This window comes from Streptomyces sp. AN091965 (assembly GCF_022698285.1).
Lineage (GTDB): Bacteria > Actinomycetota > Actinomycetes > Streptomycetales > Streptomycetaceae > Streptomyces.
The window spans coordinates 3,533,281-3,557,832 of record NZ_JALDMY010000001.1 but is presented as its reverse complement, the minus strand read 5'-3'; the positions used below and the strand labels follow the sequence as shown (position 1 = coordinate 3,557,832).

The window sequence follows — 24,552 nt, the reverse complement described above, 5'->3', positions numbered from 1 at the left end:
CCACAGCGGAGACGGCTGGTACGGGTCAGCCGATCGTGATCGCTGTCAGGAGGGCCAGGGGGGCCGCCGCCGAGCGGGAGTCCTGGGTGCAGGCGTGGGGGTAGGGGACCGGCTCGGGGTAGGCGGTGCGTTCGTAGCCGGCCAGGACTTCGGGGAGCCGGCCGCAGGCCGTGGTCGCGGCGTCCACCAGGGCACGGGCCACCACCCGGGCCTCGTCGTGCAGCCCGTACCGCGAGAGCCCGAGCGTGATGAGCGCGTTGTCGTGGGGCCACACCGACCCGCGGTGGTAGGAGAGCGGGTGGTACGCCCCCTGCCCGGCGGCCAGCGTGCGCACGCCCCAGCCGGAGAAGAAGTCGGGTTCGAGGAGGCGGCGCCCCACCGCCTCGCCGTACTCCTTGTCGAGGAGCCCGGACCACAGCAGGTGCCCCGCGTCGGAGGCGAGCGCGTCGACCTGCCGCCCCTCCCCGTCGAGCGCGAGCGCGGGAAAGCCGCGCGCGGCCATCCAGAAGTCCCGCTGGAAGCGGTCCCGCAGGTCGGCGGCGGCCTGGGTGAGCAGGTCGGCGTAGACGGGGTCGTCCCAGACGGCCCGGGCGAGCCAGGCCGTGCGCCGCAGCGCGTCGTACGCGTAGCCCTGGGCGCCCGCGGCCATGACGGGCCCGGTCGGCCGGTCCCCGTCGGCGCCGCAGATCGCGCCGGGCGAGTCCTTCCAGTTCTGGTTGGCGAGTCCGCCCTCGTCGGCGCGGTAGACGAGGTAGCCGCGCGCGGTGAGCCCGCCGTGGTCGAGCATCCAGCCGACGGCGGCGCGCGCGTGCGCCTGCAACCGGCGGGCGAGCGCCGTGTCGCCGGTCTGCTCGGTGTACGCGCCGAGCAGGACGAGGAAGAGCGGAGTGGCGTCCACGGAGCCGTAGTAGCGCCCGTACGGGACCTGGTCGAAGTGGGCGAGCTCGCCGTGCCGCACCTCGTGCACGATCTTGCCGGGCTGCGCGGCCCGCCCCCGCGTGGCCTCGGTGGCCTGGGTCGCGGCGAGCGCGGGCAGCGTCGCGGCGGCCAGGCGCGGCAGATGCGGCAGCGCGAAGAGCGAGGTCAGGAGCGCGTCACGGCCCAGCAGGGTGAGGAACCAGGGGACCCCGGCGCCGGGCACCCGCAGCTCCTCGCCGTCGGGCCCGCGCGCGGGCACCTGGAGCGCGGCGAGGTCGAAGAGTCCGCGCGTACACGCGGCCGCGAGCTCGGGCCAGGCCGCGGGCAGCGGCACGTCGGCGGTGAACTCCCGCTGCACAGCGGCCAGTTGGGAGATGGCGGCGCTCGGCGACACGGGTGCGGGCGGCAGCGGCGGCGCGCCGTGCGGCGCCGCGGCGACGGTCAGGGCGAGCTCGGCGGAGGCGTGCGCGGCCAGTTCGAGGGCCCAGACGAGCCGCCGGGCCCCGGTGCCGGTCTCCTCGACGGCGTCCGGCGCGGGCTCGGCGGTGACGGTGGTGCGGGCCAGCCAGTCCCCGCGGCGGTAGGCGAACTCGATGCCGCCCGGGCCCCGTTCGTCCGCGTCGCCCGGTGCCTGAAGGACCCGCCGGGACCGGACCGCCCCCGGCTTCGCGTACGTACGGTGGTCCGCGCGCAGCTCGAACTGGTCGGTGAAGTCGGCGTCGGCGGTCAGCGCGAGCCGCAGCGTCGTCGGCACCGGGCGGTTGCTGGTGATCCGCACGGCCTCGACCAGCGTGCCGTCGGTGACGGCCTGCTCGCGGAAGAGCGTGTAGGCGGGCGGCTCCTGACGGCCGCCGCGCGGCACGAGCACGCAGCGCGCCACGTCCGCGCCCACGCCCCCGCCGCCGGTCCCGCCGCCTGTCCCGGAGGCAGGCCCGGCGGTCCCGGCGGGTCCGCCCCCGGCGGGGCTCAGGACCTCGGGGACGGCGCCGTCCACGGTCAACTGCCAGCGGCTCAGGTGCCGCGCGTCGCGCACGAAGAGGCCGTCGGGGGAGCCGCCGCCCGGAACGCCGCGGATGTCACCGCCGGGGCCGACGGCCGCGAACGTCGTCCCGCGTACGAGCAGGTGATGGTGGTGCCGGTCAGTCATGTCGGGCCCTCTCGCTCCTGCCAGCCCCCGCTGTGTGGTGTGCGGACGCGTGGTCCGCGTCCAGGTGCAGATCCAGTGCCAGTGCCGCGCTCCAGCTGAAGCCGCGGGTGCCGCAGCCGCGCCCCGTGTACGGATCGACGTACTCGGAGAAGCCGGAGGCCGCGGCCACGTCAAGGAGTGCCGCGCGCAGGGCGTCGGCCCGCGCCCGCTCGCCGTGCAGCCGCAGGCCGCGCTCGACCAGCCAGTTGGTGTTGATCCAGGCGGGCCCGCGCCAGTAGCGGCGGGCGTCGAAGGCCGGGCTCAGCAGGTCGTGGCTGGGGACGAGCCGGGCCCGGCCGCCGAGCGCGAAGTGCGGGCCGCACACCGTGTCCACCAGGGCGGTGACGACCTCGCCCGGCAGCCCGGGCAGCAGCAGCGGGACGAGCCCGGTGACCCCACGCTCCGCCACCGGCGCGCCCCCGTCGGGCCCGGCCCGCAGGTCGCGGCACCGGAAGATCCCGGACGCCGGGTCCCACAGCCGCTCCACCAGGGCCCGGGTGAGCCGCTCCGCGCGCTCGTGCCGGGCCGTCGCGGCGACGCCGAGCTCGCCGGTGATGCGGGCGAGGGCGTGCTCGGAGGCGATCAGGAGGGCGTTGAAGGCCGGGTCCTCGACGGCGAAGTCGCCCTGCCGCTCGGCGGGTCCGGGGTCGGCGGCGCCGTACCTGCGGTCGCGGTAGTCCGCCGCGAGCCGTACGTACCGTCCGTAGTCGAGGTCCGTCGGCCGGTCGCGCGGGCAGCCGTGGTCCAGGTCGGCGCGGCGGAAGGTGCGCGGCAGCGCGGGGGGAACGCGGCTCAGTGGGCCGTCCCAGCAGGGGCTGTTGTCCATGCCCTGCTCCCAGGGGTGGACGACGGCGGCGAGCCCTGCGCCGCCGAGGTCGCGCCGGTGCAGCAGGAAGCGGTGCCAGGCCGCGAGGCGCGGGTGGACGCGCGCGAGGAAGGAGCGGGCCCGGGACAGACCGGGGTCGGCGAGGTGCACCAGCCAGGCGGCGAGGGCGTGCACCGGCGGCTGCACGATGCCGGAGGTCTGCACGCCGCCCGGCGCGCCCGCCGCGCGCCCGGCGGTGGCGGAGCGCCAGAAGTCGGGGCTGGGGAAGTACGCGTCGAGCGGCACGGAGGGGTTGAACACGATGTGCGGGACGCGGCCGTCGCCCCACTGCGCGCCAAGGAGCGTCTCCAGCTCCAACTGGGCGCGCAGCGGCGACAGATGGCGCAGCCCGATCGCGATGAACGCGGAGTCCCAGGACCACTGGTGGGGGTACAGCTCGCGGGACGGGACGGTGGAGGCGCCGGTCCAGTTGCCGTGCAGCACCCGGGCGGCGGCCGCGCGTAAGGGGTCCGGGTCGCCCCTCGCGCCCGCCCCGGCCGCGCTCTTCGGCGCGCTCGCGCCGCTCGTCGCCCCGTCGGCCAGGACCGCGGCCGCCGGGGAGGACGGCGCCGTCACCGCGGCGCCCGTGGTGGTGCGGTCCACGCGTCTCTCCCTCAGCCCGGCAGCGCGCTTCCCGTGCCGACAGGCTGTCAGTTCGGCTTGTTCCACCCTAGGGTTACGTCTACTTAACACGCAAAACCCAATATGTAACGTCGAGTTGACGCGCGCAAGGGGAGACGTGGGTAGGCAAGGAAGCAGGGGACGAGGAGTGGCCATGAGGAACGGGACCTCGGTGCGCGGGACCGCCCAGGCGAGCGCGGGCGACCTGCTGCACCTCGTGCGCAGCGGCCGCGCCACCACACGCGGCGCCCTCCAGCAGGTCACGGGCCTCTCCCGGGCCACGGTCGGCCAGCGCCTCGACCGCCTCTTCCGCGCGGGCTGGCTGCGCGAGGGCTCCCAAACGGTGGCCGGTTCCCCGCTCGGCGGCCGCCCCGCGGCGCGTCTGGAGTTCGACGACGGGCACGCCGTGGTCCTCGCCGCGGGCCTGGAGACCCGGCACGCCCGCGCGGCCCTGCTCACCCTCACCGGTGACGTCCTCGCCGAGCACACCGGGCCCCTGCGGGTGGACGAGGGGCCGGAGCGGGTCCTGGACGAGCTGGGGGTCCGGTTCGCCGCGCTGCTGCGCGAGGGCGGCCGGGCCGCGCGCGCGGTGTGCGGCATCGGGCTCGCCGTGCCGGGCCCGGTCGACAGCGAGACGGGCCGCGTGGTGCAGCCGCCGATCATGCCGGGCTGGGACGGCTACGACATAAGAGCGCGGCTGCGCCGCTCCTTCGCCGCGCGGGCGGGCGGCTCCGCCCGGGTGCCGGTCCTCGTCGACAACGACGCCAACCTCATGGCGTACGGGGAGCAGCGCGCGGCCTATCCCGGTTGCTCGGCCTTCGCCCTGGTCAAGGTCTCCACCGGCATCGGCGCGGGCGTCGTCGTGGACGGCTCCGTGTACCGGGGCGCGGACGGCGGCGCGGGCGACATCGGGCACATACGGGTGCCGTGGGTGCCCGGGAGCGAGACCGCACTGTGCCGCTGCGGCTCGTACGGCTGTCTGGCGGCGGTGGCCAGCGGGCGCGCGCTCGCCGGGCGGCTCGCGGCGGCGGGCGTGCCCGCGCCCTCCGGCGCGGACGTGACCTCCGGCTCCGACGTGGCGGAGCTGCTCGCGGCCGGGCACCCCGAGGCGGTGCGCCTCGCGCGCGAGGCGGGGCAGCGGGTCGGCGAGGTGCTCGCCACGGTCGTGACGCTCCTCAATCCGGGCGTTCTGATGATCGCGGGAGATCTGGCCGGAACGCCCTTCCTGACAGGCGTGCGGGAGCTGCTCTATCAGCGGGCGCTGCCGCGCTCCACCGCTCATCTGGAGATCGTCACCTCGCGGCTCGGCGAGCGGGCGGCCGTGACCGGGGCGGGAGCCCTGGTGGTGGAGCACCTGTACGCGCCGCAGCGCGCGGAGGAACGGCTCGCGGCCCTCGGCTTCTGAGCCGGGCACGGGGTGCCCCGATCTTCGCCCCCACCCTCCCGACGGCCTCTCGGGTGAGCCGAGGAGCGCTCAGATGCCAAAACTTTGGCAAGTCAGGGCGTGATTCTCGCCACCCCTGATAGCCCCTACGCTCAGATGAGCGGATCTTGCCCCGCTGCACCTTTCCAAGGGGTGGCACTGAGTGCCACGCGTTGACACTTCAAATGATCGATCACATTGCTACGTTCCGTGCTCAATGGGGAGCCTGGATTCACGCTGCGCGTTTATGTCTTCAAGAGGTGAACTCACTCCAGTCAAGATCATTACTCGCGCGTTACTTTCGATCTGCTGGCACACGGGTGGTTGCGACCGCATGACCCACAAGTGGACGTACCCAGAAGCCTTCGATCTGGGTATGTTCCTCGCCGTCAGGGCAGCCGCGTCCTCGAGGAGTCGAGACCCGTGTCGGAAAACAAAGATCCCCACGTAGCTCAGGGCGTGAAGTTCGTTTACGACTTCACCGAGGGCAACAAGGACCTCAAGGACCTCCTCGGTGGCAAGGGTGCGAACCTCGCCGAGATGACCAACCTGGGCCTTCCCGTCCCTCCGGGCTTCACCATCACCACCGAGGCCTGCAAGGTCTACCTCGACAGCGGCGAGGAGCCCGTGGCGCTGCGCGACGAGGTGAGCGCGCACCTCGACGCCCTTGAGCAGAAGATGGGCAAGAAGCTCGGCCAGGCCGACGACCCGCTGCTCGTCTCGGTCCGCTCGGGCGCCAAGTTCTCCATGCCCGGCATGATGGACACCGTCCTGAACATCGGGCTCTCCGACAAGTCCGTCCAGGGCCTCGCCAAGCAGGCGGGCGACGACCGGTTCGCCTGGGACTCCTACCGCCGGCTCATCCAGATGTTCGGCAAGACCGTCCTCGGCGTCGAGGGCGACCTCTTCGAGGACGCCCTGGAGGCGGCCAAGGACGCCAAGAAGGTCACGGTCGACACCGACCTGGAGGCGGCCGACCTCAAGAAGCTCGTCACCAAGTTCAAGAAGATCGTCAAGGCCGAGGCGGGCCGCGACTTCCCGCAGGACCCGCGCGAGCAGATGGACCTCGCCATCAAGGCGGTCTTCGACTCCTGGAACGGCGACCGGGCCAAGCTCTACCGCCGCCAGGAGCGCATCCCGCACGACCTGGGCACCGCCGTCAACGTCTGCTCGATGGTCTTCGGCAACCTCGGCCCCGACTCGGGCACGGGCGTGGCGTTCACCCGCGACCCCGCGAGCGGCCACCAGGGCGTCTACGGCGACTACCTCCAGAACGCGCAGGGCGAGGACGTCGTCGCGGGCATCCGCAACACCGTCCCGCTCGCCGATCTGGAGCAGATCGACAAGAAGTCGTACGACCAGCTCATGCAGATCATGGAGACCTTGGAGACCCACTACAAGGACCTCTGCGACATCGAGTTCACCATCGAGCGCGGGCAGCTGTGGATGCTCCAGACCCGCGTCGGCAAGCGCACCGCGGGCGCGGCCTTCCGCATCGCGACCCAGCTCGTCGACCAGGGCCTGATCAGCGAGGCCGAGGCGCTCCAGCGCGTCACCGGCGCCCAGCTCGCGCAGCTGATGTTCCCGCGCTTCGACGACGAGGCCAAGGTCGAGCAGCTCGGCCGGGGCATCGCCGCCTCGCCGGGCGCCGCCGTCGGCAAGGCCGTCTTCGACTCCTACACCGCCATCAAGTGGTCGCGCTCCGGCGAGAAGGTCATCCTGATCCGCCGCGAGACCAACCCCGACGACCTGGACGGCATGATCGCCGCCGAGGGCATCCTGACCTCGCGCGGCGGCAAGACCTCGCACGCGGCCGTCGTCGCGCGCGGCATGGGCAAGACCTGTGTCTGCGGCGCCGAGGACCTTGAGGTCGACACCAAGCGCCGCCGCCTCACGGTCGGCGACACCGTCGTCGAGGAGGGCGACGTCGTCTCCATCGACGGCTCCACGGGCAAGGTCTACCTGGGCGAGGTCCCGGTCGTGCCGTCCCCGGTCGTCGAGTACTTCGAGGGCCGCATGCACGCCGGTGCCGACGACGCCGACGAGCTCGTCCAGGCCGTGCACCGCATCATGGCCTTCGCCGACGGCAAGCGCCGGCTGCGGGTGCGCGCCAACGCCGACAACGCCGAGGACGCGCTGCGCGCCCGCCGGTTCGGCGCGCAGGGCATCGGCCTGTGCCGCACCGAGCACATGTTCCTCGGCGAGCGCCGCGAGATGGTCGAGAAGCTGATCCTCGCCGACACCGACGGGGAGCGCGAGGAGGCCCTGAAGGCCCTGCTCCCGCAGCAGAAGCAGGACTTCGTCGAGCTCTTCGAGGCGATGGACGGGCTGCCGGTCACCGTCCGCCTGCTCGACCCGCCGCTGCACGAGTTCCTGCCCGACATCACCGAGCTTTCGGTCCGCGTCGCGCTCGCCGAGTCCCGCAAGGACGCCAACGAGAACGACCTGCGCCTGCTCCAGGCCGTGCACCGGCTGCACGAGCAGAACCCGATGCTGGGCCTGCGCGGCGTCCGCCTCGGCCTGGTCATCCCCGGCCTGTTCACCATGCAGGTCCGCGCGATCGCGGAGGCCGCGGCCGAGCGCAAGAACGCCAAGGGAGACCCGCGCGCCGAGATCATGATCCCGCTGGTCGGCACCGTCCAGGAGCTGGAGATCGTCCGCGACGAGGCCGACCGGGTCATCGCCGAGGTCCAGGCCGCCACCGGCACGGATCTGAAGCTCTCCATCGGCACCATGATCGAGCTGCCCCGCGCCGCCGTGACGGCCGGTCAGATCGCCGAGGCCGCCGAGTTCTTCTCCTTCGGCACGAACGACCTCACCCAGACGGTGTGGGGCTTCAGCCGCGACGACGTGGAGGCCTCGTTCTTCACGGCGTACCTGGAGAAGGGCATCTTCGGCGTCAGCCCCTTCGAGACCATCGACAAGGACGGCGTCGGCGCCCTGGTGCGCAGCGCCGTCGAGGCGGGCCGCGCCACGCGCCCCGACATCAAGCTCGGCGTCTGCGGCGAGCACGGCGGCGACCCGGAGTCGGTGCACTTCTTCCACGAGGTGGGCCTCGACTACGTCTCCTGCTCGCCCTTCCGCATCCCGGTCGCCCGCCTCGAAGCGGGCCGCGCCGCCTCCCAGGCCCAGGGCAGCGACCACCGGTAGAGCCCCGGGTCCGTCGCCGTGTCCCCGACCCTCAACCGATGCGGCGACGGCCCCGGCCCACGACGAAGGGGCGGCACCCTGTGCGGGGGTGCCGCCCCTTCGGGCTGCCCGGGACTGGGGGGTGTCCGGGCAGGTCTCAGAAGCCGTACGGCTTGGCGGTGTTCCAGTTGGTGACGTCCGCGCTGGACCAGGTGAACTTCGACGGCACGCCCTTGGCGAAGGCCTCCTGGTCGGTGCCGGGGCCGGTGTCGCCGGTGCGGTCGCGCAGCGCCAGGGACAGGCTCGACGAGGTGTGGGACCGCGGGCCGTCGGCGAAGAGGTTCACGGCGGAGTAGACCTTGCCGCCGGGCTTGACCGTGATGCGCGCGGTGCCGCCGGGGGCGTCCTTGGCGGAGTGGCCGAGGACGTTCACGGTGTTCCCGAGCATGACCGACGGGTACGAGGTGACCCAGCACGGCTTGGCGTCGGCGTTCACGGCGGTGATCAGCAGGTGCTCGCCGCGCTGCTTCGCGAAGCGGTGGAGCACGGAGTACGACATCTCGGTGCCGTCGCACTGGCGCACGGAGGCGGAGCGCGCGGCGTCGACGGTGGTGCCGGAGCCCTTCGCGACCGAGGCCGACGCGGCGCCGGAGGGGCCGGTCTGCCCGCCGCCGCCCGTCGCGGCCGGGCCGCCGGTCTTCGCGGCCGTGCCCGCCGCGTCCGTGCCCTCGGACTTGCCGGACGTGTCCGCGGTCTTGCCGGACGTGTCCGCCGTCTTGCCGACCGTGCTCACCCGGTTCTTCCCGGCGCCGTTGTCGTCCGAGCTGCCGCAGGCGGTCAGGGACAGGGCCAGGGCGGCGGTGGCCGTGGCGGCGAGAGCGGTGGTGCGGATACGCGACGTACGCATGGAAGGTCCCCCTGTGCGGTGGTGCTGGTCGGTGCGGTCCTCGCGGGGTCGCCCCCGCTGTGAGCACTACTTTCGTCGCCCCCGCTGGCGTTCCGCTTACGCCCGGCTGATGTCCCGCTGACGTGCCGCCCGCACTCGTCGTGCCGTCCTCAGGGCTGCGCTCTGAGCCGCATCACCGCTGTGTCGTAGCGGGCTCGCAGGCCCACGTCCGCCGAGACGCGCAGCAGCGCGCCGAGCGCCCCGACCGCGCCCTCGTCGAAACCGGACGCTTCCGCTTCGTGGGCCGCGGTCTCCAGGCGGCTCACTCCCGCGCACTCGTCGCCGAGGCCGATCAGGGCCTCCCCGGCCGTGGTGAGGAGCAGCACCCGCGACGCCGCCGACGTCTGCGGGGAGATGTCGACGGCGAGCGCGGTGGTGGCCGTGTCGAGGGCCGCCCGCCACTCCTGGAGGACCAGGCGGTGCCGGGCCAGGTGGTGCAGGGCGAGCCGTTCGGTGTGCCGGTCGCCCGCCCGGCGCGCGAGGCCGACGGCCCGAAGGCAGCCCTCCGCCGCTTCCTCGGGGTCGCCGAGGGCGGCCTGGACGAGGGACAGGTTGATGAGTGCCGTCGCCTCCCCGGGCACGTCCTCGGCGCGCGCGGCGAGCTCGGTCGCGGCCTCCAGATGGGCCAGGGCGTCGCCGGTGCGGCCCTCCTCGGCGAGGACCCAGCCGAGCAGGGCCCGCACCCGCGCCTCGGCGCGGGCGTCGGCATCGGCCCTCGCGGCGTCGAGCGCGGTCTCCAGGAGCGGTGCCCAGCCGTCCCGGTGCCGCCACACGATGTGCGGCCACAGCGCGAGCACGAGCCGCCAGGTCCTGCCGTGCAGGGCGGCGGCGCGGGCCGCGCCCACCGCCAGGGTCAGATCGTCGCGCTCGGCCGCGTACCAGGCCATGGCCTCCTCGCGGCCGGCGAACTCCCTTACGGCGGGCGGCCGGTGGAAGTCCCCGGGCAGTCCGAAGCAGGCCTCCTCGCCGGGCTCGGCCGCGGCGATCGCGGCGAGGGCGGTGGCGATCTGGTGGTCGAGCACCCGGGGCACCGTGTCGGGCCCGGCGTCCAGGCCGCGCGCGTAGAGGCGCACGAGGTCGTGCAGCGACCAGCGCCCCGGTGCGGAGCGGGTGACGAGGTGGGCCGCGGCGAGTCGCTCCAGGGCGGCCTCGGCGGCCTCCGGGTCGGTGCCCGCGAGGGCGGCGGCCGTGAACCGGTCGACGTGCGTGCCCGGGTGGCGGCCCAGATGGGCGAAGTGGTGCGCGACGTCCGCGGGCAGGCGGCGCACGGTGAGCCGCAGCGCCGCCCGCACGCCCGTGTCCTCCACGTCGAGCAGGGACAGCCGGCGCGACTCGTCGGACAGTTCGGCGCTCATCGCGCCGAGCGACCAGTCCGGCTGGTCCGCGAGCCGCGCCGCGGCCACCCGCAGCGCGAGCGGGAGCCCGCCGCACAGTTCGGCGAGGCGCCGGGCGGCCACCGCCTCCGCGCGCACCCGCTCCTCGCCGAGGACCGCGGCGAGCAGGGCCGTGCCGTCGTCCGGTTCGAGGACGTCCACCGGCACGGGCCGGGCCGCGTCCGAGGCGATCAGGCCACGCAGGCGGTACCGGCTCGTGACCACGGTGACGCACCGGGCGCCCCCCGGCAGCAACTCCCTGACCTGCGCGGAGTCGCGTGCGTTGTCGAGGACGACGAGGAGCTGCCGGTCGGCGGCGAGCGAGCGGTACAGGGCGGAGGCGCCGCCCGCCGACTCCGGTATCCGGCGCGGCCCCACCCCGAGCGCGAGGAGGAACTCGCGCAGCACCTCGAGGTGGTCGGGATCGCCCGTGTCGCTGAAGCCGCGCAGGTCGGCGTAGAGCAGACCGCCGGGGAAGGCGGCGCGCTCGCGGTGCGCCCAGTGCACGGCGAGCGCCGTCTTGCCCACGCCCGCGGGCCCGGTCACCAGACACACGGGTGCCTCGCCCGCGGCGGCGCGGGACAGCGCGGTGAGTTCGGCGGCGCGCCCGTGGAAGCCGCGGGGCATCCGGGGCAGCAGGTCGACGGTGGCGGCGGACCGGGGAGCCGTGGGCGCGAGCGGGGCGGGAAGCGGGGCGGCGGCGGGAAGCGGGGCGGCGGCGACGGGTGCGGCCGGGGTGCCCTTCGCCGGGGCGGCCGGGGCCGGTGCGGGGGCGTCCGCTGCGTCGTCCGCGCCGCGCAGCGCCGCCGCGTACGCGTCCGCGAGCTCCCGGCCCGGGTCCACGCCCAGCTCGTCCGCGAGCAGCCGCCGGGTGCGGTGGAACCAGTCGAGCGCCTCCGAGCGGCGCCCCGCCCGCTGGAGCGCCCGCATCAGCGCGGCCGCGAGGGACTCGCGCAGCGGATGGGCCTCGGCCTCCGCGCGCAGGACGGCCGCCGCCCGGTGGTGCTCGCCCTGGCGCGCGTAGGCCGCGGCGAGCAGCTCCACGGAGGCGAGCCGGAGCTCCTCCAGGGCGTGCGCGGCGGCGAGCAGCGGCGGGCTCGGATAGGCACCGGTCAGCGCGGGCCCCTGCCACAGGGACAGGGCCTCCTCGTACATGGCCACGGCGTCGCCGGGCGCGCGCTGCTCGCGGGCCAGCGTCACCAGCTCCTCGAAGCGGTGGGCGTCGAGCAGCGACTCCGGCATCCGCAGGAGGTAGGCCGCGCCCCGCGTGACCAGCTCGACCCCGAACACCTCGGCGCCCGCGTCGGCCAGCAGGCTCCGCAGCCGCGACACATGGCCCTGGATGACGCTGCGGGCGCGCGGCGGCGGCTCGTCCTCCCACAGGGTGGCGGTCAGCTGCTCCACCGGGACGGGGCGGTTGGGCCGGAGCAGCAGGGCGGCGAGGAGGCTGCGCCGCTTGGCGGGACCGAGGTGCAGCTCACCGGCCTCGGTGCCGACGGACACCGCTCCGAGCAGCCGGAACTCCACGTGTGCACCCTTCCAGGGGGAAAGCGGACAGTTTATCGGAGGGCCCGTTGCCGCTTTTCCCGCACCGGTTGACCGTGTTCACGCCACCTTTGGCTCGTTCCGGGCGCGGCGGGCGGAGGCGAGGGGCCCGCGTTCGCGTCCCACAGTGCGGTACGTCCACACGAACCGAAGGGAGCTCCACGTGGCCCACTCCGCACCGAGACGCCTCGTCGTGCCGCTGCTCGCGCTCGGCCTGACGGCGACCCTCGCGCCCTCCCTGGCCGCGGGCCCGGCGGCGGCCGCGCCCGACGACGCCGGGGCGCGCGACCTCACGCGGTACACCCAGCAACAGCTCACCTGGAAGCGGTGCGCGGCCGACCTGCCCGCGAAGTTCCAGTGCGCGACGCTCAAGGTGCCGCTCGACTACAGCGCGCCGCGGGGCAAGACCCTCAAGGTCGAGATCTCCCGGGTCAGGACGAGCAAGCCCGGCAAGCGCCACGGCATCCTGACCTTCAACCCGGGCGGGCCCGGCGCGTCCGGGCTCGACCTGCCGCTCGGCGCGTCCCAGGGCCTGCCCAAGGCCGTCCTCGAACGGTACGACCTGATCGGCTTCGACCCGCGCGGCATCGGCAGGAGCTCGCCGCTGAGCTGCGGGCTCACCGGCGCCGACCAGTACTTCCCGCGGCCGACCCGCTCGCGGGCGGAGTTCGACCGGAACGCGAAGTGGGCCAAGTCCGTCGCGGACAGGTGCCGCACGAAGAACCCCGGCGTGCTGCCGTACATCAACACCCGCAACACCGCGCGCGACATGGACGTCATGCGGGCGGCCCTCGGCGAGAAGAAGCTGTCGTACTACGGCGTCTCCTACGGCACCGCGCTCGGCTCCGTGTACACGCAGCTGTTCCCGAAGCGCGCGGACCGGGTCGTCCTCGACAGCGCCGTCGACCCCGGGCTGATGTGGCGGGGCATGTTCCGCATCTGGGCGCAGGAGGTCGGACCGGCCTTCACGCGCTGGTCGAAGTGGACCGCCGAGCGCGACGCGACCTACCACCTCGGCGCCTCCCCGGCGAAGGTGCAGCGGACCTTCTGGAAGCTCGTGGAGCGGGCCGACCGCGAGCCGATCGTGTTCGACGGCGAGAAGCTCGACGGCGCCGCAGTGCGCACCCTCGCCCGGCCCGAGTTCTTCACCGTCCGCAGCGGGGCCGAGCTGGTGCGCAAGCTGAAGCGCGCCGCGGCGGGCGCCACGGTGTCCGGGCCCTCGGCGGCGCCGGTGGAGGACAACGAACTCGCCGCCCAGTTCGCCGTGGTCTGCGCCGACTCGGCCTGGCCCCGCGACCCGGAGACGTACTACCGCGACGTGGTGCGCGACACCGTCCGCTACCCGCTGTACGGGGACTTCACGTCCGGCATCGCGCCTTGCGCGTACTGGCCGCGGGGCGCGGAGCCCGTCACCAAGGTGGACAACGGCGTCCCGCTGCTCCTCGTGCAGAACGAGTGGGACTCGCAGACCCCGCTGGTGGGCGCGCGGAACATGCACCGCGCCCTCAAGGGCTCGCGGATGATCACCGTCGACGAGGGCGAGGGCCACGGCGTCCTCTTCGGTGACCGCCGCTACCCGTGCGCGGAGAACCCGTCCATGCGCTACCTGGCCACCGGCAAGCTCCCGGCCAAGGACGTGACGTGCCGCGTCACGCCCGGCCAGCGCCGCGCCGGGGCCGCCCCGAACGCCTTCTAGCGGCCCTGCGGGGGCGGGGCGGTCAGTCGTCGATGCCCGACCGCTCCACCCCCGCCACGATCCACCGCTGGAAGAACAGGAACACCACGAGCAGCGGCAGGATCGACACCGCGGCCGCGACGAACAGCTCGTGCAGCCGGATCACCTGCGAGGTCGTGAACGAGGCGAGCGCCACCTGCACCGTCCACGCCTCCCGGTCCTGGCCGATCACCAGCGGCCACAGGAAGGAGTTCCAGGCGCCGATGAACACGATGGTCCCGACCGCCGCGAACACCGGCCGCGTGTTCGGCACGACCACGCGCCAGTACGTGCGCCAGTAGCCGAGCCCGTCCACGCGCGCCGCGTCCTCCAGCTCCCGGGGAAAGCCCAGGAAGTACTGGCGGAAGACGAAGCAGGCGAAGGCCGAGAACAGCGTCGGCACGATCAGGCCGCGCAGGGTGGAGACCCAGCCGAGCGAGGACACGAGCACGAAGCTCGGCACGAAGGTGACGGCGGCCGGGACCATCAGCGTGGCGAGGATCGCGTAGAACACGTGGTTGGCGTACCGGTACGGGATGCGGGCCAGGCCGTAGCCCGCGAGCGAGGCGAGCAGCAGCGTGCCGAGGGTCGTCAGGACCGCGATCAGCGCCGAGTTGAACAGGGAGCGGGCCATGGGCACCGTCGAGTCCCGGAACAGCTCGGTGACGTTCGAGAAGTGCAGCGTGGACGGGAAGAACGTCCAGTCCGGCGACGTGATGTCCGCCTCGGACGCGAGGCCGTTGCGCACCAGGAGGTAGAACGGGACCAGGAAGAGCAGGGCAAGGGCGATCAGCAGGGCGAGCCGCAGCGCCCGGCCCACGCGCACCCACGCGTCGTGCATGGCTCAGGCTCCCTTCTCGTCGCTCCGGCCGAGCCCGAACCAGCGCGCCTGCCCGACCGTCACCACCGCGATGATCAGGGCGAGGAGCACCGCGCCCGCGCTGCCGAGGCCGAGGTTCTGCCCCTGGCCGAGCGCCGTGTAGTAGAGGTAGACCAGCGGCGGCCGGGCGTACGGCGGGTAGCCGCGGGCGTCGGAGAGCAGGTTGTAGAACTCGTCGAAGGCCTGGAAGGCGTTGATGACCAGGAGCAGCGCCACGGCGACGGACGTGGCGCGCAGCTGCGGCAGCGTGATGTGGCGAAGGACCTGCCAGCCGGGCCGGGCACCGTCCACGGCGGCCGCCTCGTACAGGGTGGGCGAGATCCGCTGGAGACCGGCGAGGAAGAGGACCATGTAGAACCCGGCCTGGAGCCACAGGCGTACGGTGACGATCACCAGCCAGTACCAGGGCGGGTCCGTGGTCGACAGCCAGGCCGTCTGGTCGGCGCCGAACCAGCCGAGCACGGTGTTCGCGAGCCCGAACCGCACCCCGTTGAAGATCGACATCTTCCAGATCAGGGCGGCCACGACATAGCTGCACGCCGCCGGAAGGAAGAACACCGACCGGAAGAACGCCTGCGCGCGGCGCAGCCGGTTCACCATCAGGGCGAGCGACAGGGACAGCACGAACGTCGTCGGCACGATGAAGGCCGTGAACACGGCGAACGTCCACAGGCTGTCGGTGAACGCGTCGTTCCGCAGCATCGCCGTGTAGTTGTCGAGGCCGACGAACTCCGTGGGCGAGACGGTGTTGTGGGCGTCGAAGAAGCTGAGGTAGACGCTCCAGCCGAGCGGGACGTACGTGAAGACGAACAGGCCGAGCACGAAGGGGCCGACGAACACCCAGAACCACAGGGTGCGGTTCTGCGGCCCGGCGAGCCGCCGCGCGAGGCCGGGGCGGCCGCCGCTCACGCGGACTTCTTCCGCACGCGGGTGAGCTCCGCCGACACCTTGCGCACCACAGACCTCAGTTCGCTCTCCGGATTCGCGCCGGACTTGATGATGCGGCTGAGCGCGTCCTGGTACGCGACGCGGCTCGCGGGCGTCCACAGGAGCGGCTCGGCGTGGCCGTTCTCGGTGGAGAAGCGCACGGCGTCCGCCGCGGGGCCCTTGGCGAGCGCGTCGGCCTTCTTCGCGAGGGAGAGCCTCGCGGGGATGTGGAAGCCGTAGCTGAGCGCGAAGTCCTGCTGGTAGGCGGTCTTGTCGACCCACAGCCACTTCAGATAGTCCTTGGCCGCGTCCTCGTGCCGCGAGCGGGAGCTCACCGCCGCGCCGTACGCGCCCACCGGCACGGCGGGCTTGCCGCCGGGGCCGTCCGCGGGGAAGGCGAGCACCCCGAAGTCGTCCCCGAGCGCCTTCTGCACCGCGGGCAGCGCCCACAGGCCCGACCACTGCATGGCGGTGAGGCCCTGCACGAACGCCGACGGGTCCGACCAGTCGGAGGGCGCGCCGAGCAGCAGCGCCTTCGCCTTGTACAGCTCGCGCACCTTGGCGAGCGCGCGGGCGGCGGCCGGGTCGTCGAAGCCGACCTTGCCGTCGTCGGTCACGAGGGTGAGGCCCGCCGCGTACAGGGGGGTGCCGCCGAGGACGCCCGCGCCGCCGTCGTTGCCGAGGAAGAGCCCCTTGGTCTTCTTGGTGGTCAGCTCCTTCGCCGCGTCGACGAGCGCGTCGAGGGTGCGCGGCGGCTCGACGCCCGCGTCGGACAGGAGGCTCTTGCGGTAGTACAGCAGCTGCATGTCGACGACCTGCGGGATCGCCCAGATCCGGCCGTCGTGCGTCTTGGGCGCGAGCACCACCGGGTTGAAGTCGTCCCTCACCCCGTCGAGCAGGTCCGTGACGTCCACGACCTGGCCGCCCCGGATCTGGTCCAGGCTGGGCCCGTTGACCTCGAAGACGTCGGGGCCCGACTTCGTGAGCAGGGCGGCGGCGGTCTGCTCGTCGTAGTTGCCGGGACGCCACTGGACCGCGACGTCCGCCTCGCCGTACGCGGCCGCGTACCGCTTGACGGCCTGCTCGGTGCCCGCCTCGCCGTACTGGTGGTACCAGTGCGAGAGCCGCGGCCCCTTGCCGCCCGAACCGCCGCCGCCGCGGCCGGTGTTGGACCCGCACGCGGTGAGCAGCCCGAGCGCGGCGGCCGAGCCGAGCAGTGTCCTGCGGTTCATGGTCATGACGTGTCCCCCTGCGTGGATCGACGGGTACGTGTCGGGCCCAACGATCAACCATGCAGGGGGATTACGACAGGCGTATTGCGGCCGTGTGTTTGCCCCGGTCGATCGGGGGCCCGCGGACGAGAGCCGGTCCGCACCGGCGGCCGTCCGGCCCGTCCGGCGTTCGAGGACGAGCGCGCCGGCGCGATGACGGGCGGGCGGGGGAGGGCTGCCGGATCAGCGCCGCCGCGCGAGGCGGAAGCGGAGGCGGCAGATGACCGCGTCCGTGTCGCGGCGTACCGCGTGGGCGAGGACGGCGCCCCGCTGGTTCTGGAGCAGCCGCTGCCACAGGTGCGCGGGCTCGACCTCGGGGATGAGGACGGTGACCCGGGTGCCGGGGTGGTACTGGTACACCCTGCGGACGTACGCGGCGACGGGCCGCCCGACCGTGCGCGCGGCCGAGGGGAGTTCGACGAGGTCGACGCCGGGGTTCCACAGCTCCCAGTCGCGCCGCAGCGCCGCCGTGGCCGCGCGGTCCTCGGGGTCGTCGTGCGTGACGGTGACCGCGCGGACCTCGTCGCCCAGGGACACGGCGGCGTTGAGCGCCTCGCAGGTGAGCCGGGACAGTCCGGACACCGGCACGATCACCAGGGAGTGGTCGCGGTGCGGCGGCTCGGGGACGCGGCCGAGGCCGAGGTCCTCACCGATGCGTCCGTACGCCCGGTGCACGACCTCGAAGCCGCACACGATCGCGGGCAGCGCGAGCACGATCAGCCAGGCGCCCTCGGTGAACTTGGTGGCGGTCACGACGACCGCGGAGACGCCGGTGAGGACCGCGCCGAAGCCGTTCAGGAACGCCTTCGCGGGCCGGCCCGCCGCGCGCCAGTGGAGCACCATGCCGGTCTGGCAGAGCGTGAAGCCGACGAAGACGCCGATGGCGAAGAGCGGCACGAGGGTGTTGGTGTCGCCGCCGGAGAAGACCAGGAGGGCCGCGCCCGCGACGGCGAGCGCGAGCACGCCGTGGCGGTGGACCTGCCGGTCGGCCTTGAGGGCGAACACGTGCGGCAGGTAGTTGTCCCGGGCCAGCAGGCTCATCAGGACGGGCAGACCGCCGAAGGAGGTGTTCGCGGACAGGGCGAGCAGGACCATGGTGGCGAACTGCACCACGTAGAAGGCCCAGTTGTGGCCAAGGGACGCGTCCGTGAGCTGCGCGAGCACGGTGACGCCCTCGACGGGCTGGAGCCCGAAGCGGGAGATCAGGACGGACAGGCCGATCAGCATCACGCCGAGGAGCGCGCCGAGCGCGACCTCCGCGTGCTGGGCCCGCTTGACGCGCGGGGAGCGGAAGGACGGCACCGCGTTGGCTATCGCCTCGACGCCGGTGAGGGCGGAGCAGCCGGACGCGAAGGCCTTGAGCAGGAGCAGCGCGCCGACCGTGGTGGCGTTGTCGGCGAGGGCGGAGGCGTGGCCTGCGGCGGCCTCGGTGGAGACCGGCCCGTCACGGAACAGGCCGACGGCGACCATGGTGAGGATCGCGCCCACGAACACGGCGGTCGGCACGATGAACACCCGCGCCGAGTCGACGATGCCCCGCAGGTTCACCGCGGTGATCAGGACGAGGACGCCCAGGCACAGCCACAGCCGGTCGCCGTACAGGCCGGGGAAGGCGGAGGTCAGGGCGGCCACGCCGGCGGTCACGGCGACGGCCACGTTCAGGACGTAGTCGAGGACGAGGGACGCGGCCGCGACCAGGCCCGCGCGGCGGCCCAGATGCGTCTTCGCGGCCGCGTAGGAGCCGCCGCCGTCGGGGAAGGCGGCGATGACCTGCCGGTAGGAGGCCACGAGGACGGCGAGCAGACCGGCGATCGCGAGCGTCACGGGCAGCGTGAAGCCGAGGCCGTGGCCCCCGGCGGCGGCGAGGACGAGCACGATGGCCTCGGGACCGTAGGCCACGGAGGCCATGGCGTCCAGGGAGAGGGCGGCGAGGCCCTGCAGCGCGGTGAGACGGTGACGGTCGCCCGGGTCCGGGACGCCGGAACCGGTATCGGGGGGCTCCTCGATGGCCGGGGCGCCGGGGCGCTCGGAGACGGTCGTCATGGTGTGTGCCTTTCGAACGGGATGGCCAAGAACGCGGCTGACCTCAGCGTCAGCGCGCGGAGCGGGCCCGGAGTCTCTTCTTGGCGGCTCCTTGGCGGGGGCGAGCGGCTTCTTGACGCCGCGTTAAGGCCGGCTGTCAGCTTCGCGTCAAGGTGTGGCATGGATGTGTATGCGGTACGTCAACAGCGCGTCCGGGCCCGTGGGGCCGCTCTACGGTGCGGCTCATGGGACTTGACTGGAGGACGCGGGCCGCGGCGCACCGCGGCGCCGTCCGCGGGGGCACGCGCGAGCACCGGATGCCGACCCGCGACGAGGTGGTGACCGACCGGCGCTGGGGGGCCGACCTGCGGGCCGCCGTCTTCTGTTCGCTGGCCCTGCTCGCCCTGATCGTCCTCGTCGACCTGGCCGCGGGCACGCTGAGCGCGCTCCGCGTCGCCCTGTGGGCGGTGCTCGCGGTGCTCCTGTACGTGATCCTGCACCCGGCGCGGGTCACGGCGGGCCCCGGCTGGCTCGCGGTGCGCGGCCCGCTGCGGCAGCGGCACGTGTGCACGAACCTGCTGACCAGCGTCCACGTCAGCCGGACCGTCGCCGCGCGGCTCGTCCTGTGCGACTCGCTCGGCCACCGCGTCGAGTTCGACCCGAGGGTCCTGGCCGAGAACCCGCTGCTGCTGCACCGCCTCGACGCGGGGGCCCGCGCCGCCCGGGCCTCGGGCCTGCTGCGCTGCGGGGTGACCGACCTCGCCTGGCTCACGGCACGCCTGGACGGCACCTGCGCGAAGGCCGTCTTCGAGGCGTCGGGCCTGCGCTGACGCGGCGGCGCGGTCAGCCCTTGAGGGCCTCGTACCGCACGCCGGTCAGTTCCTCCGACGCCTTCCACAGCCGGGCGGCGGCCCGGTCGTCGCGGGTCCACTTCGCGCGCAGGGACGGCGCGGGGGAGCCGCGCCAGTTGAGCAGGCGGGGCCCGGTGAAGGAGTCCGGGCGCACGCTGGGCGCCGTGGCCGCGTACAGGACGGGGAGCGCCCCGGCCTCCGCGGGCTGGGCGACCAGGCGGTTGCCGAGCGCCATGACCGCCTCCACGGCCTTGCGGCCCTCCATCCTCGGCCCGGCCGCCTGGAGGTTCGTCGAGGCGTAGCCGGGGTGGGCGGCGGCCGCGACGACGTCCGCGCCCGCGCTGCGCAGGCGGCGGGCCAGTTCGTGCGTGAACAGCAGGTTCGCGGACTTGGAGCGCGCGTACACGAGCCACCGGCGGTAGCGCTGCTCGCTGTTGAGGTCGCGCGGGTCCACGGTGGCGAGCAGGTGGAGCATGCTGGACACGGTGACGACCCGGGCTCCCGGGGCGGCAAGGAGCGCCGGCAGGAGCAGCCCGGTGAGCGCGAAGTGCCCCAGGTGGTTGACGCCGAACTGCGTCTCGAACCCGTCGGCGGTGCGGCGGTGGGGCAGGGCCATCACGCCCGCGTTGTTGACGAGCAGGTCGAGCCGCCCGCCGCGCTCGCGGTCGTGGCGCCGCGCGAACTCCCGTACGGAGCCGAGGTCTCCGAGGTCGAGCGGCCACACCTGTGCGTCGGCGGCGGGCACCTCGGCGGCGAGCCGGTCCAGGGCGGCGGCGCCGCGCGCCTCGCTGCGGCAGGCGAGCACCACCCGGGCGCCGCGCCGCGCCAGCTCCCGTGCCGTGCAGTAGCCGAGCCCGCTGTTGGCCCCGGTGACCACGGCGTCGCGTCCGCTCAGATCGGGCATGTCGGCGACGGTCCATCCCATGCGCGCGAGCGTACGCCGGAACACGCGAACGGGCGATGCCGCCGCAGCCGAACGCAGGCGGGAACGCGGCGGCGGACAAGGGAATTCAGGCCTGTCCGGCGACGGGAACAAGGCAACGGACAAGGGCAATCAAGCCCGTCCGGCGCTTGAGGACGAGGCTGAGGGTAATCAAGCCCGTCCGGCGTTTGAGGACGAGGCCGAAGGCCGATCTACCCGCACAGGACGCCCCGTCAGGAAGAGGCTCCGCCGTCCACGACGAGGTCCGTGCCCACCACCGACGCGGCGTCGTCCGACGCGAGGTAGAGCACGGCGGCGGCGATCTCCGCCGAGTCCACGACCCGGCCGAGCGGCGACTCGTTCAGCATGCGCGCAGCGCGATCCGCCTCGGTCTCGCCGGGCCGCAGCGACATGGAGGTGGCGGACGCGCCGGGGGACACGGCGTTGATGCGCACGCCGTCCTGGATGTGGTCCAGGGCGGCCGCGCGCGTCAGCGCGGACACCGCGGCCTTGGAGGCGACGTACCCGGCGATGCCCGGGCGGCGCTTGTGGGCGCCCAGGTTGGAGGCGATGTTCACGATGGCGCCGCCGCCCGTCTGGGAGCGCATCTGGCGCACCTGGGCCTGGAGGGCGAACAGCACGCCGCTCACGTTGACGTCGAGCAGCGTGCGCCAGTCGTCCTCGGAGAGCTCGGCGACGGGTGCGCCGCCCTTGAAGACGCCCGCGTTGTTCACCGCCACGTCGAGCGAGCCGAAGCGGTCGACGGCGGCCCGCACCAGGGCCTGGACCTCGGCGGCGCGCGTGACGTCGGCGACGTGCGCGAGCCCCGTGCCGCCCGCCTCCTCGATCAGCCCGACCGTCTCCTTGAGCGGGGCCTCGGAGCGCCCGGCGACGACGACGTTCGCGCCCTCGGCGGCGAGCGCGAGCGCGACGGCGCGGCCGAGTCCGGAGCCGCCGCCGGTGACGAGGGCGGTGCGGCCGGTGAAGCGGTGGCGGGGGGTGACGGGCATGGCGGACTCCTACGGCGGGACGAGGACGGCCCGGCCCCATTCTGGACCGAGCGATCCAATACTAGGTCCCGAGCCGTGCCGCGTACACCCCCACCCGGACGTCGTCATCGTCCAGGCACTGCCCCGTCGCCAGGTCGAAGCGCTGCTTCAGCAGGGGCGAGGCCACGAAGACCCGGCCGTCCGCCGAGCCGAGCAGGCCGCGCGAGAGCACGGCCGCGCCGGAGAACGGGTCGCGGTTGTCGATGGCGTATACGCGGCGGGACCGGTCGAGGAACACCGCCGCCTGCCGCCGCCCGTCGGGCAGCAGGACGGCCACCCCGCGCCCCGGCGTGAGCCGGGACGCGTCGCACAGGGTCAGCCAGTCGCCGTCGAGCCGCAGCTGCACGCTCGCACCGGTCGTCGTCACGCGGAGGTTCCTTCCAGGTCGGCGGCCCGGCGGGTGCCGATGGCCAGCAGGGGCAGGTCCGGCTTGATCTGCTCGCGCTCCGGGACGAAGGCGACCGTCGGGTCGGGGGCCCCGGGCGCGTTCACGAACGACACGAAGCGCGCGAGGCGTTCGGGGTCGTCGAGGGTCGCCGCCCACTCGTCGCGGTAGTGGCTCACGTGCTCGGCCATCAGCGCCTCCAGGTCCGCGCCCAGGCCGAGCGAGTCGTGGACGACGACGTCCCGTACGTGCTCGACGCCGCCCTCGATCCGCTCCAGCCACGTCGAGGTGCGCTCCAGGCGGTCCGCCGTACGGATGTAGAACATCAGGAACCGGTCGATCAGGCGGACCAGTTCGTCGTCGTCCAGGTCCTGAGCGAGCAGGTCGCCGTGGCGCGGGGTCGCGCCGCCGTTCCCGCCGATGTACAGGTTCCAGCCGCCCGACGTGGCGATCACGCCGAAGTCCTTCGAGCGGGCCTCCGCGCACTCGCGCGCACAGCCCGACACGGCCGACTTCAGCTTGTGCGGCGCGCGCAGGCCCCGGTAGCGCAGCTCCAGGTCGACGGCCATGCGCACCGAGTCCTGCACGCCGTAGCGGCACCAGGTCCAGCCGACGCAGGACTTCACCGTGCGCAGCGCCTTGCCGTACGCGTGCCCGGACTCGAAGCCCGCCTCCACGAGCCGCGCCCAGATCGGCGGCAGCTGCTCGACGCGCGCCCCGAACAAGTCGATGCGCTGCCCGCCCGTGATCTTCGTGTAGAGGCCGAAGTCCCGGGCCACCTCGCCGATCACGATGAGCTTCTCCGGGCTGATCTCACCGCCGGGCACGCGCGGCACGACCGAGTAGGAGCCGTTCTTCTGGAGGTTGGCGAGGAAGTGGTCGTTGGTGTCCTGGAGCGCGGCCTGCTCGCCGTCGAGGACGTAGCCGTCCGCGCCGATCGCGGGCGCGAGCGAGGCGATGATCGAGCCGACGGCGGGCTTGCACGTCTCGCAGCCCTCGCCGCCGCGCGCGCCCTCCCGGCCGTGGGTGTCGAGCAGCTCCGCGTACGAGGTCACGCGGCGGACCCGGACGATCTCGTACAGCTCGGCGCGGGTGTGCGGGAAACAGCCGCACAGCCCCGCGTCGCCCGACTCCGGCAGGAGCTGCCCGACGAGCTTCACGCAACTGCCGCAGCCCGTACCGGCCTTGGTGCACTTCTTCACCTCGGGCAGCGTCGCGCAGGCCTGGATCGCGGCCTTCGTGACGTTGTGGCAGGTGCAGATCACCGCGTCGCCGGGCAGCGCCTCGGGGCCGAGCGCCTTCGCCGCGCCCGCGCCCGCGGGAAGCACCAGCTGCTCGGCGGGGACCGGCGGCACCTGCCCGGTCAGCGCCCGCAGCGTGCCGTACGCCTCCGCGTCGCCGACGAGGACACCGCCGAGCAGCTCCCCGCCTGCGCCCACGACCAGCTTCTTGTACGTGCCCGAGCGCGAGTCGGAGTAGACGACGTCGAGGCAGCCGTCGGCCGCCCCGTGCGCGTCGCCGAACGACGCGACGTCCACGCCGAGCAGCTTCAGCTTCGTGGACAGGTCGGCGCCGGTGAACGCCTGCCCCGTGCCGGAGGCGATGGCCTCCGCGGCCGTGCGCGCCATCTCGTAGCCGGGCGCGACCAGGCCGTACACGCGCCCGTCCGCGGCCTGCGCGCACTCGCCGATCGCGTACACCGCCGGGTCGCCGGTGCGGCACAGGCCGTCGACGGTGATCCCGCCGCGCTCGCCCACCGGCAGGCCGCAGTCGCGGGCCAGCTGGTCGCGGGGGCGGACGCCCGCGGAGAACACCACCATCTCGGTGGCGAGCTCCGAGCCGTCGGACAGGCGCATCGCCGCCACGGCGCCCTCGTCCGACGCGACGATCTCCTGCGTGCCGACGCCCGTGTGCACGCTCAGGCCGCGCCCGGTCAGGGTGCGCAGGAGCGCGGCGCCGCCGCCCTCGTCCACCTGGGCGGGCATGAGGCGGGGCGCGAACTCCACGATGTGCGTGGCGAGTCCGAGGCCCTGCAGCGCGCCCGCCGCCTCCAGGCCGAGCAGGCCGCCGCCGACCACCGCGCCCGTCGTGGCGTGCTTCGTCGCGTACTCCTCGATGGCGAGGACGTCCTCGATGGTGCGGTAGACGAAACAGCCCGTGGCGTCCCTGCCGGGCACCGGCGGCACGAACGGGTACGAGCCGGTGGCCAGTACGAGCGTGTCGTACGCCACCGTGAACCCGGAGCGCGCGGTGACCGTGCGGGTGCGCCGGTCGACGCGCTCGACCGGGTCGTCCACGCGCAGCTCGATGCCGTGCCGGGCGAGGAAATCCTGGTCGGTGAGGGAGAGTTCGTCGGGCGTTCGGCCCTCGAAGTACGAGGTGAGCCGGACGCGGTCGTAGGCGGGGCGCGGCTCCTCGCACAGGACCACCACGCGGTGCGTGGCGGTGACCCCGCGCTCGGCCAGCTCCTCCAGGAAGCGCTGGCCGACCATTCCGTGGCCGACGAGGACAAGGGTGGGCGGCAT

At 73.9% G+C, this 24,552-nt stretch carries 16 protein-coding genes; 4 read left to right on the top strand and 12 right to left on the bottom strand.

What is annotated here, in order from left to right; translation table 11 throughout:
• Window positions 1–25: 25 nt before the first annotated feature.
• Window positions 26–2,065, bottom strand: a complete 2,040-nt coding sequence (locus tag MQV74_RS14845) for an amylo-alpha-1,6-glucosidase (RefSeq protein ID WP_242717853.1) — start codon at window positions 2,063–2,065, stop codon at window positions 26–28.
• A complete protein-coding gene (locus tag MQV74_RS14840; RefSeq protein WP_242717851.1) occupies window positions 2,058–3,572 on the bottom strand; it encodes an MGH1-like glycoside hydrolase domain-containing protein in 1,515 nt (504 codons plus the stop codon). The genes MQV74_RS14845 and MQV74_RS14840 overlap by 8 nt, the downstream gene beginning before the upstream one ends.
• Window positions 3,573–3,744: 172 nt before the next feature.
• Between MQV74_RS14840 and MQV74_RS14835 the strand changes: the two genes are divergently transcribed.
• Complete coding sequence (locus MQV74_RS14835; protein ID WP_242717849.1) at window positions 3,745–4,995, top strand: ROK family transcriptional regulator; 1,251 nt, start codon at window positions 3,745–3,747, stop codon at window positions 4,993–4,995.
• Window positions 4,996–5,436: 441 nt separating this feature from the next.
• Window positions 5,437–8,163: a pyruvate, phosphate dikinase gene (gene ppdK / locus MQV74_RS14830; protein WP_242717847.1), complete on the top strand. Its 2,727-nt coding sequence runs from the start codon at window positions 5,437–5,439 to the stop codon at window positions 8,161–8,163.
• A gap of 136 nt (window positions 8,164–8,299) precedes the next feature.
• Here the strand turns inward: ppdK and MQV74_RS14825 are convergent, their stop codons facing one another.
• The gene (locus tag MQV74_RS14825) at window positions 8,300–9,049 is read right to left on the bottom strand and encodes a DUF4232 domain-containing protein (RefSeq protein WP_242717845.1); all 750 of its coding nucleotides are present in this window, start codon (window positions 9,047–9,049) and stop codon (window positions 8,300–8,302) included.
• A 149-nt stretch (window positions 9,050–9,198) separates the two neighbouring features.
• Window positions 9,199–11,988 carry an AfsR/SARP family transcriptional regulator gene (locus MQV74_RS14820; protein ID WP_242717843.1) on the bottom strand — a complete coding sequence of 930 codons (2,790 nt, stop codon included), beginning with the start codon at window positions 11,986–11,988 and terminating at the stop codon, window positions 9,199–9,201.
• A 181-nt stretch (window positions 11,989–12,169) separates the two neighbouring features.
• On the opposite strand from MQV74_RS14820, the gene MQV74_RS14815 reads away from it, so the two are divergent.
• Window positions 12,170–13,702, top strand: a complete 1,533-nt coding sequence (locus MQV74_RS14815) for an alpha/beta hydrolase (protein WP_242717841.1) — start codon at window positions 12,170–12,172, stop codon at window positions 13,700–13,702.
• A gap of 22 nt (window positions 13,703–13,724) precedes the next feature.
• On the opposite strand, the gene MQV74_RS14810 is transcribed toward MQV74_RS14815, so the two are convergent.
• The 4 genes from MQV74_RS14810 to MQV74_RS14795 all read right to left on the bottom strand — a co-directional run bounded on the left by MQV74_RS14810 (window position 13,725) and on the right by MQV74_RS14795 (window position 18,841).
• On the bottom strand, window positions 13,725–14,561 hold the full coding sequence (locus tag MQV74_RS14810) for a carbohydrate ABC transporter permease (RefSeq protein ID WP_242717839.1): 837 nt from the start codon (window positions 14,559–14,561) through the stop codon (window positions 13,725–13,727).
• A gap of 3 nt (window positions 14,562–14,564) precedes the next feature.
• Window positions 14,565–15,509, bottom strand: a complete 945-nt coding sequence (locus MQV74_RS14805; RefSeq protein ID WP_242717837.1) for a carbohydrate ABC transporter permease — start codon at window positions 15,507–15,509, stop codon at window positions 14,565–14,567.
• A complete protein-coding gene (locus MQV74_RS14800) occupies window positions 15,506–16,765 on the bottom strand; it encodes an ABC transporter substrate-binding protein (RefSeq protein WP_242717835.1) in 1,260 nt (419 codons plus the stop codon). Before MQV74_RS14800 ends, MQV74_RS14805 begins: the two co-directional genes overlap by 4 nt.
• 216 nt (window positions 16,766–16,981) lie before the next feature.
• Window positions 16,982–18,841, bottom strand: a complete 1,860-nt coding sequence (locus MQV74_RS14795) for an APC family permease (RefSeq protein ID WP_242717833.1) — start codon at window positions 18,839–18,841, stop codon at window positions 16,982–16,984.
• A 224-nt stretch (window positions 18,842–19,065) separates the two neighbouring features.
• On the opposite strand from MQV74_RS14795, the gene MQV74_RS14790 reads away from it, so the two are divergent.
• Window positions 19,066–19,650 (top strand): hypothetical protein, encoded by a 585-nt coding sequence (locus MQV74_RS14790; RefSeq protein WP_242717832.1) that lies wholly within the window; start codon window positions 19,066–19,068, stop codon window positions 19,648–19,650.
• A gap of 13 nt (window positions 19,651–19,663) precedes the next feature.
• Here the strand turns inward: MQV74_RS14790 and MQV74_RS14785 are convergent, their stop codons facing one another.
• From MQV74_RS14785 to nirB, 4 genes are all read right to left on the bottom strand, one after another.
• The gene (locus tag MQV74_RS14785) at window positions 19,664–20,596 is read right to left on the bottom strand and encodes an oxidoreductase (RefSeq protein WP_242717830.1); all 933 of its coding nucleotides are present in this window, start codon (window positions 20,594–20,596) and stop codon (window positions 19,664–19,666) included.
• Between the two features lie 230 nt (window positions 20,597–20,826).
• Window positions 20,827–21,603, bottom strand: coding sequence for an SDR family NAD(P)-dependent oxidoreductase (locus tag MQV74_RS14780; RefSeq protein WP_242717828.1), 777 nt, complete (start codon window positions 21,601–21,603; stop codon window positions 20,827–20,829).
• A gap of 61 nt (window positions 21,604–21,664) precedes the next feature.
• Window positions 21,665–22,009 (bottom strand): nitrite reductase small subunit NirD, encoded by a 345-nt coding sequence (gene nirD, locus MQV74_RS14775; protein ID WP_242717826.1) that lies wholly within the window; start codon window positions 22,007–22,009, stop codon window positions 21,665–21,667.
• A complete protein-coding gene (nirB, locus tag MQV74_RS14770; protein ID WP_242717824.1) occupies window positions 22,006–24,552 on the bottom strand; it encodes a nitrite reductase large subunit NirB in 2,547 nt (848 codons plus the stop codon). The genes nirD and nirB overlap by 4 nt, the downstream gene beginning before the upstream one ends.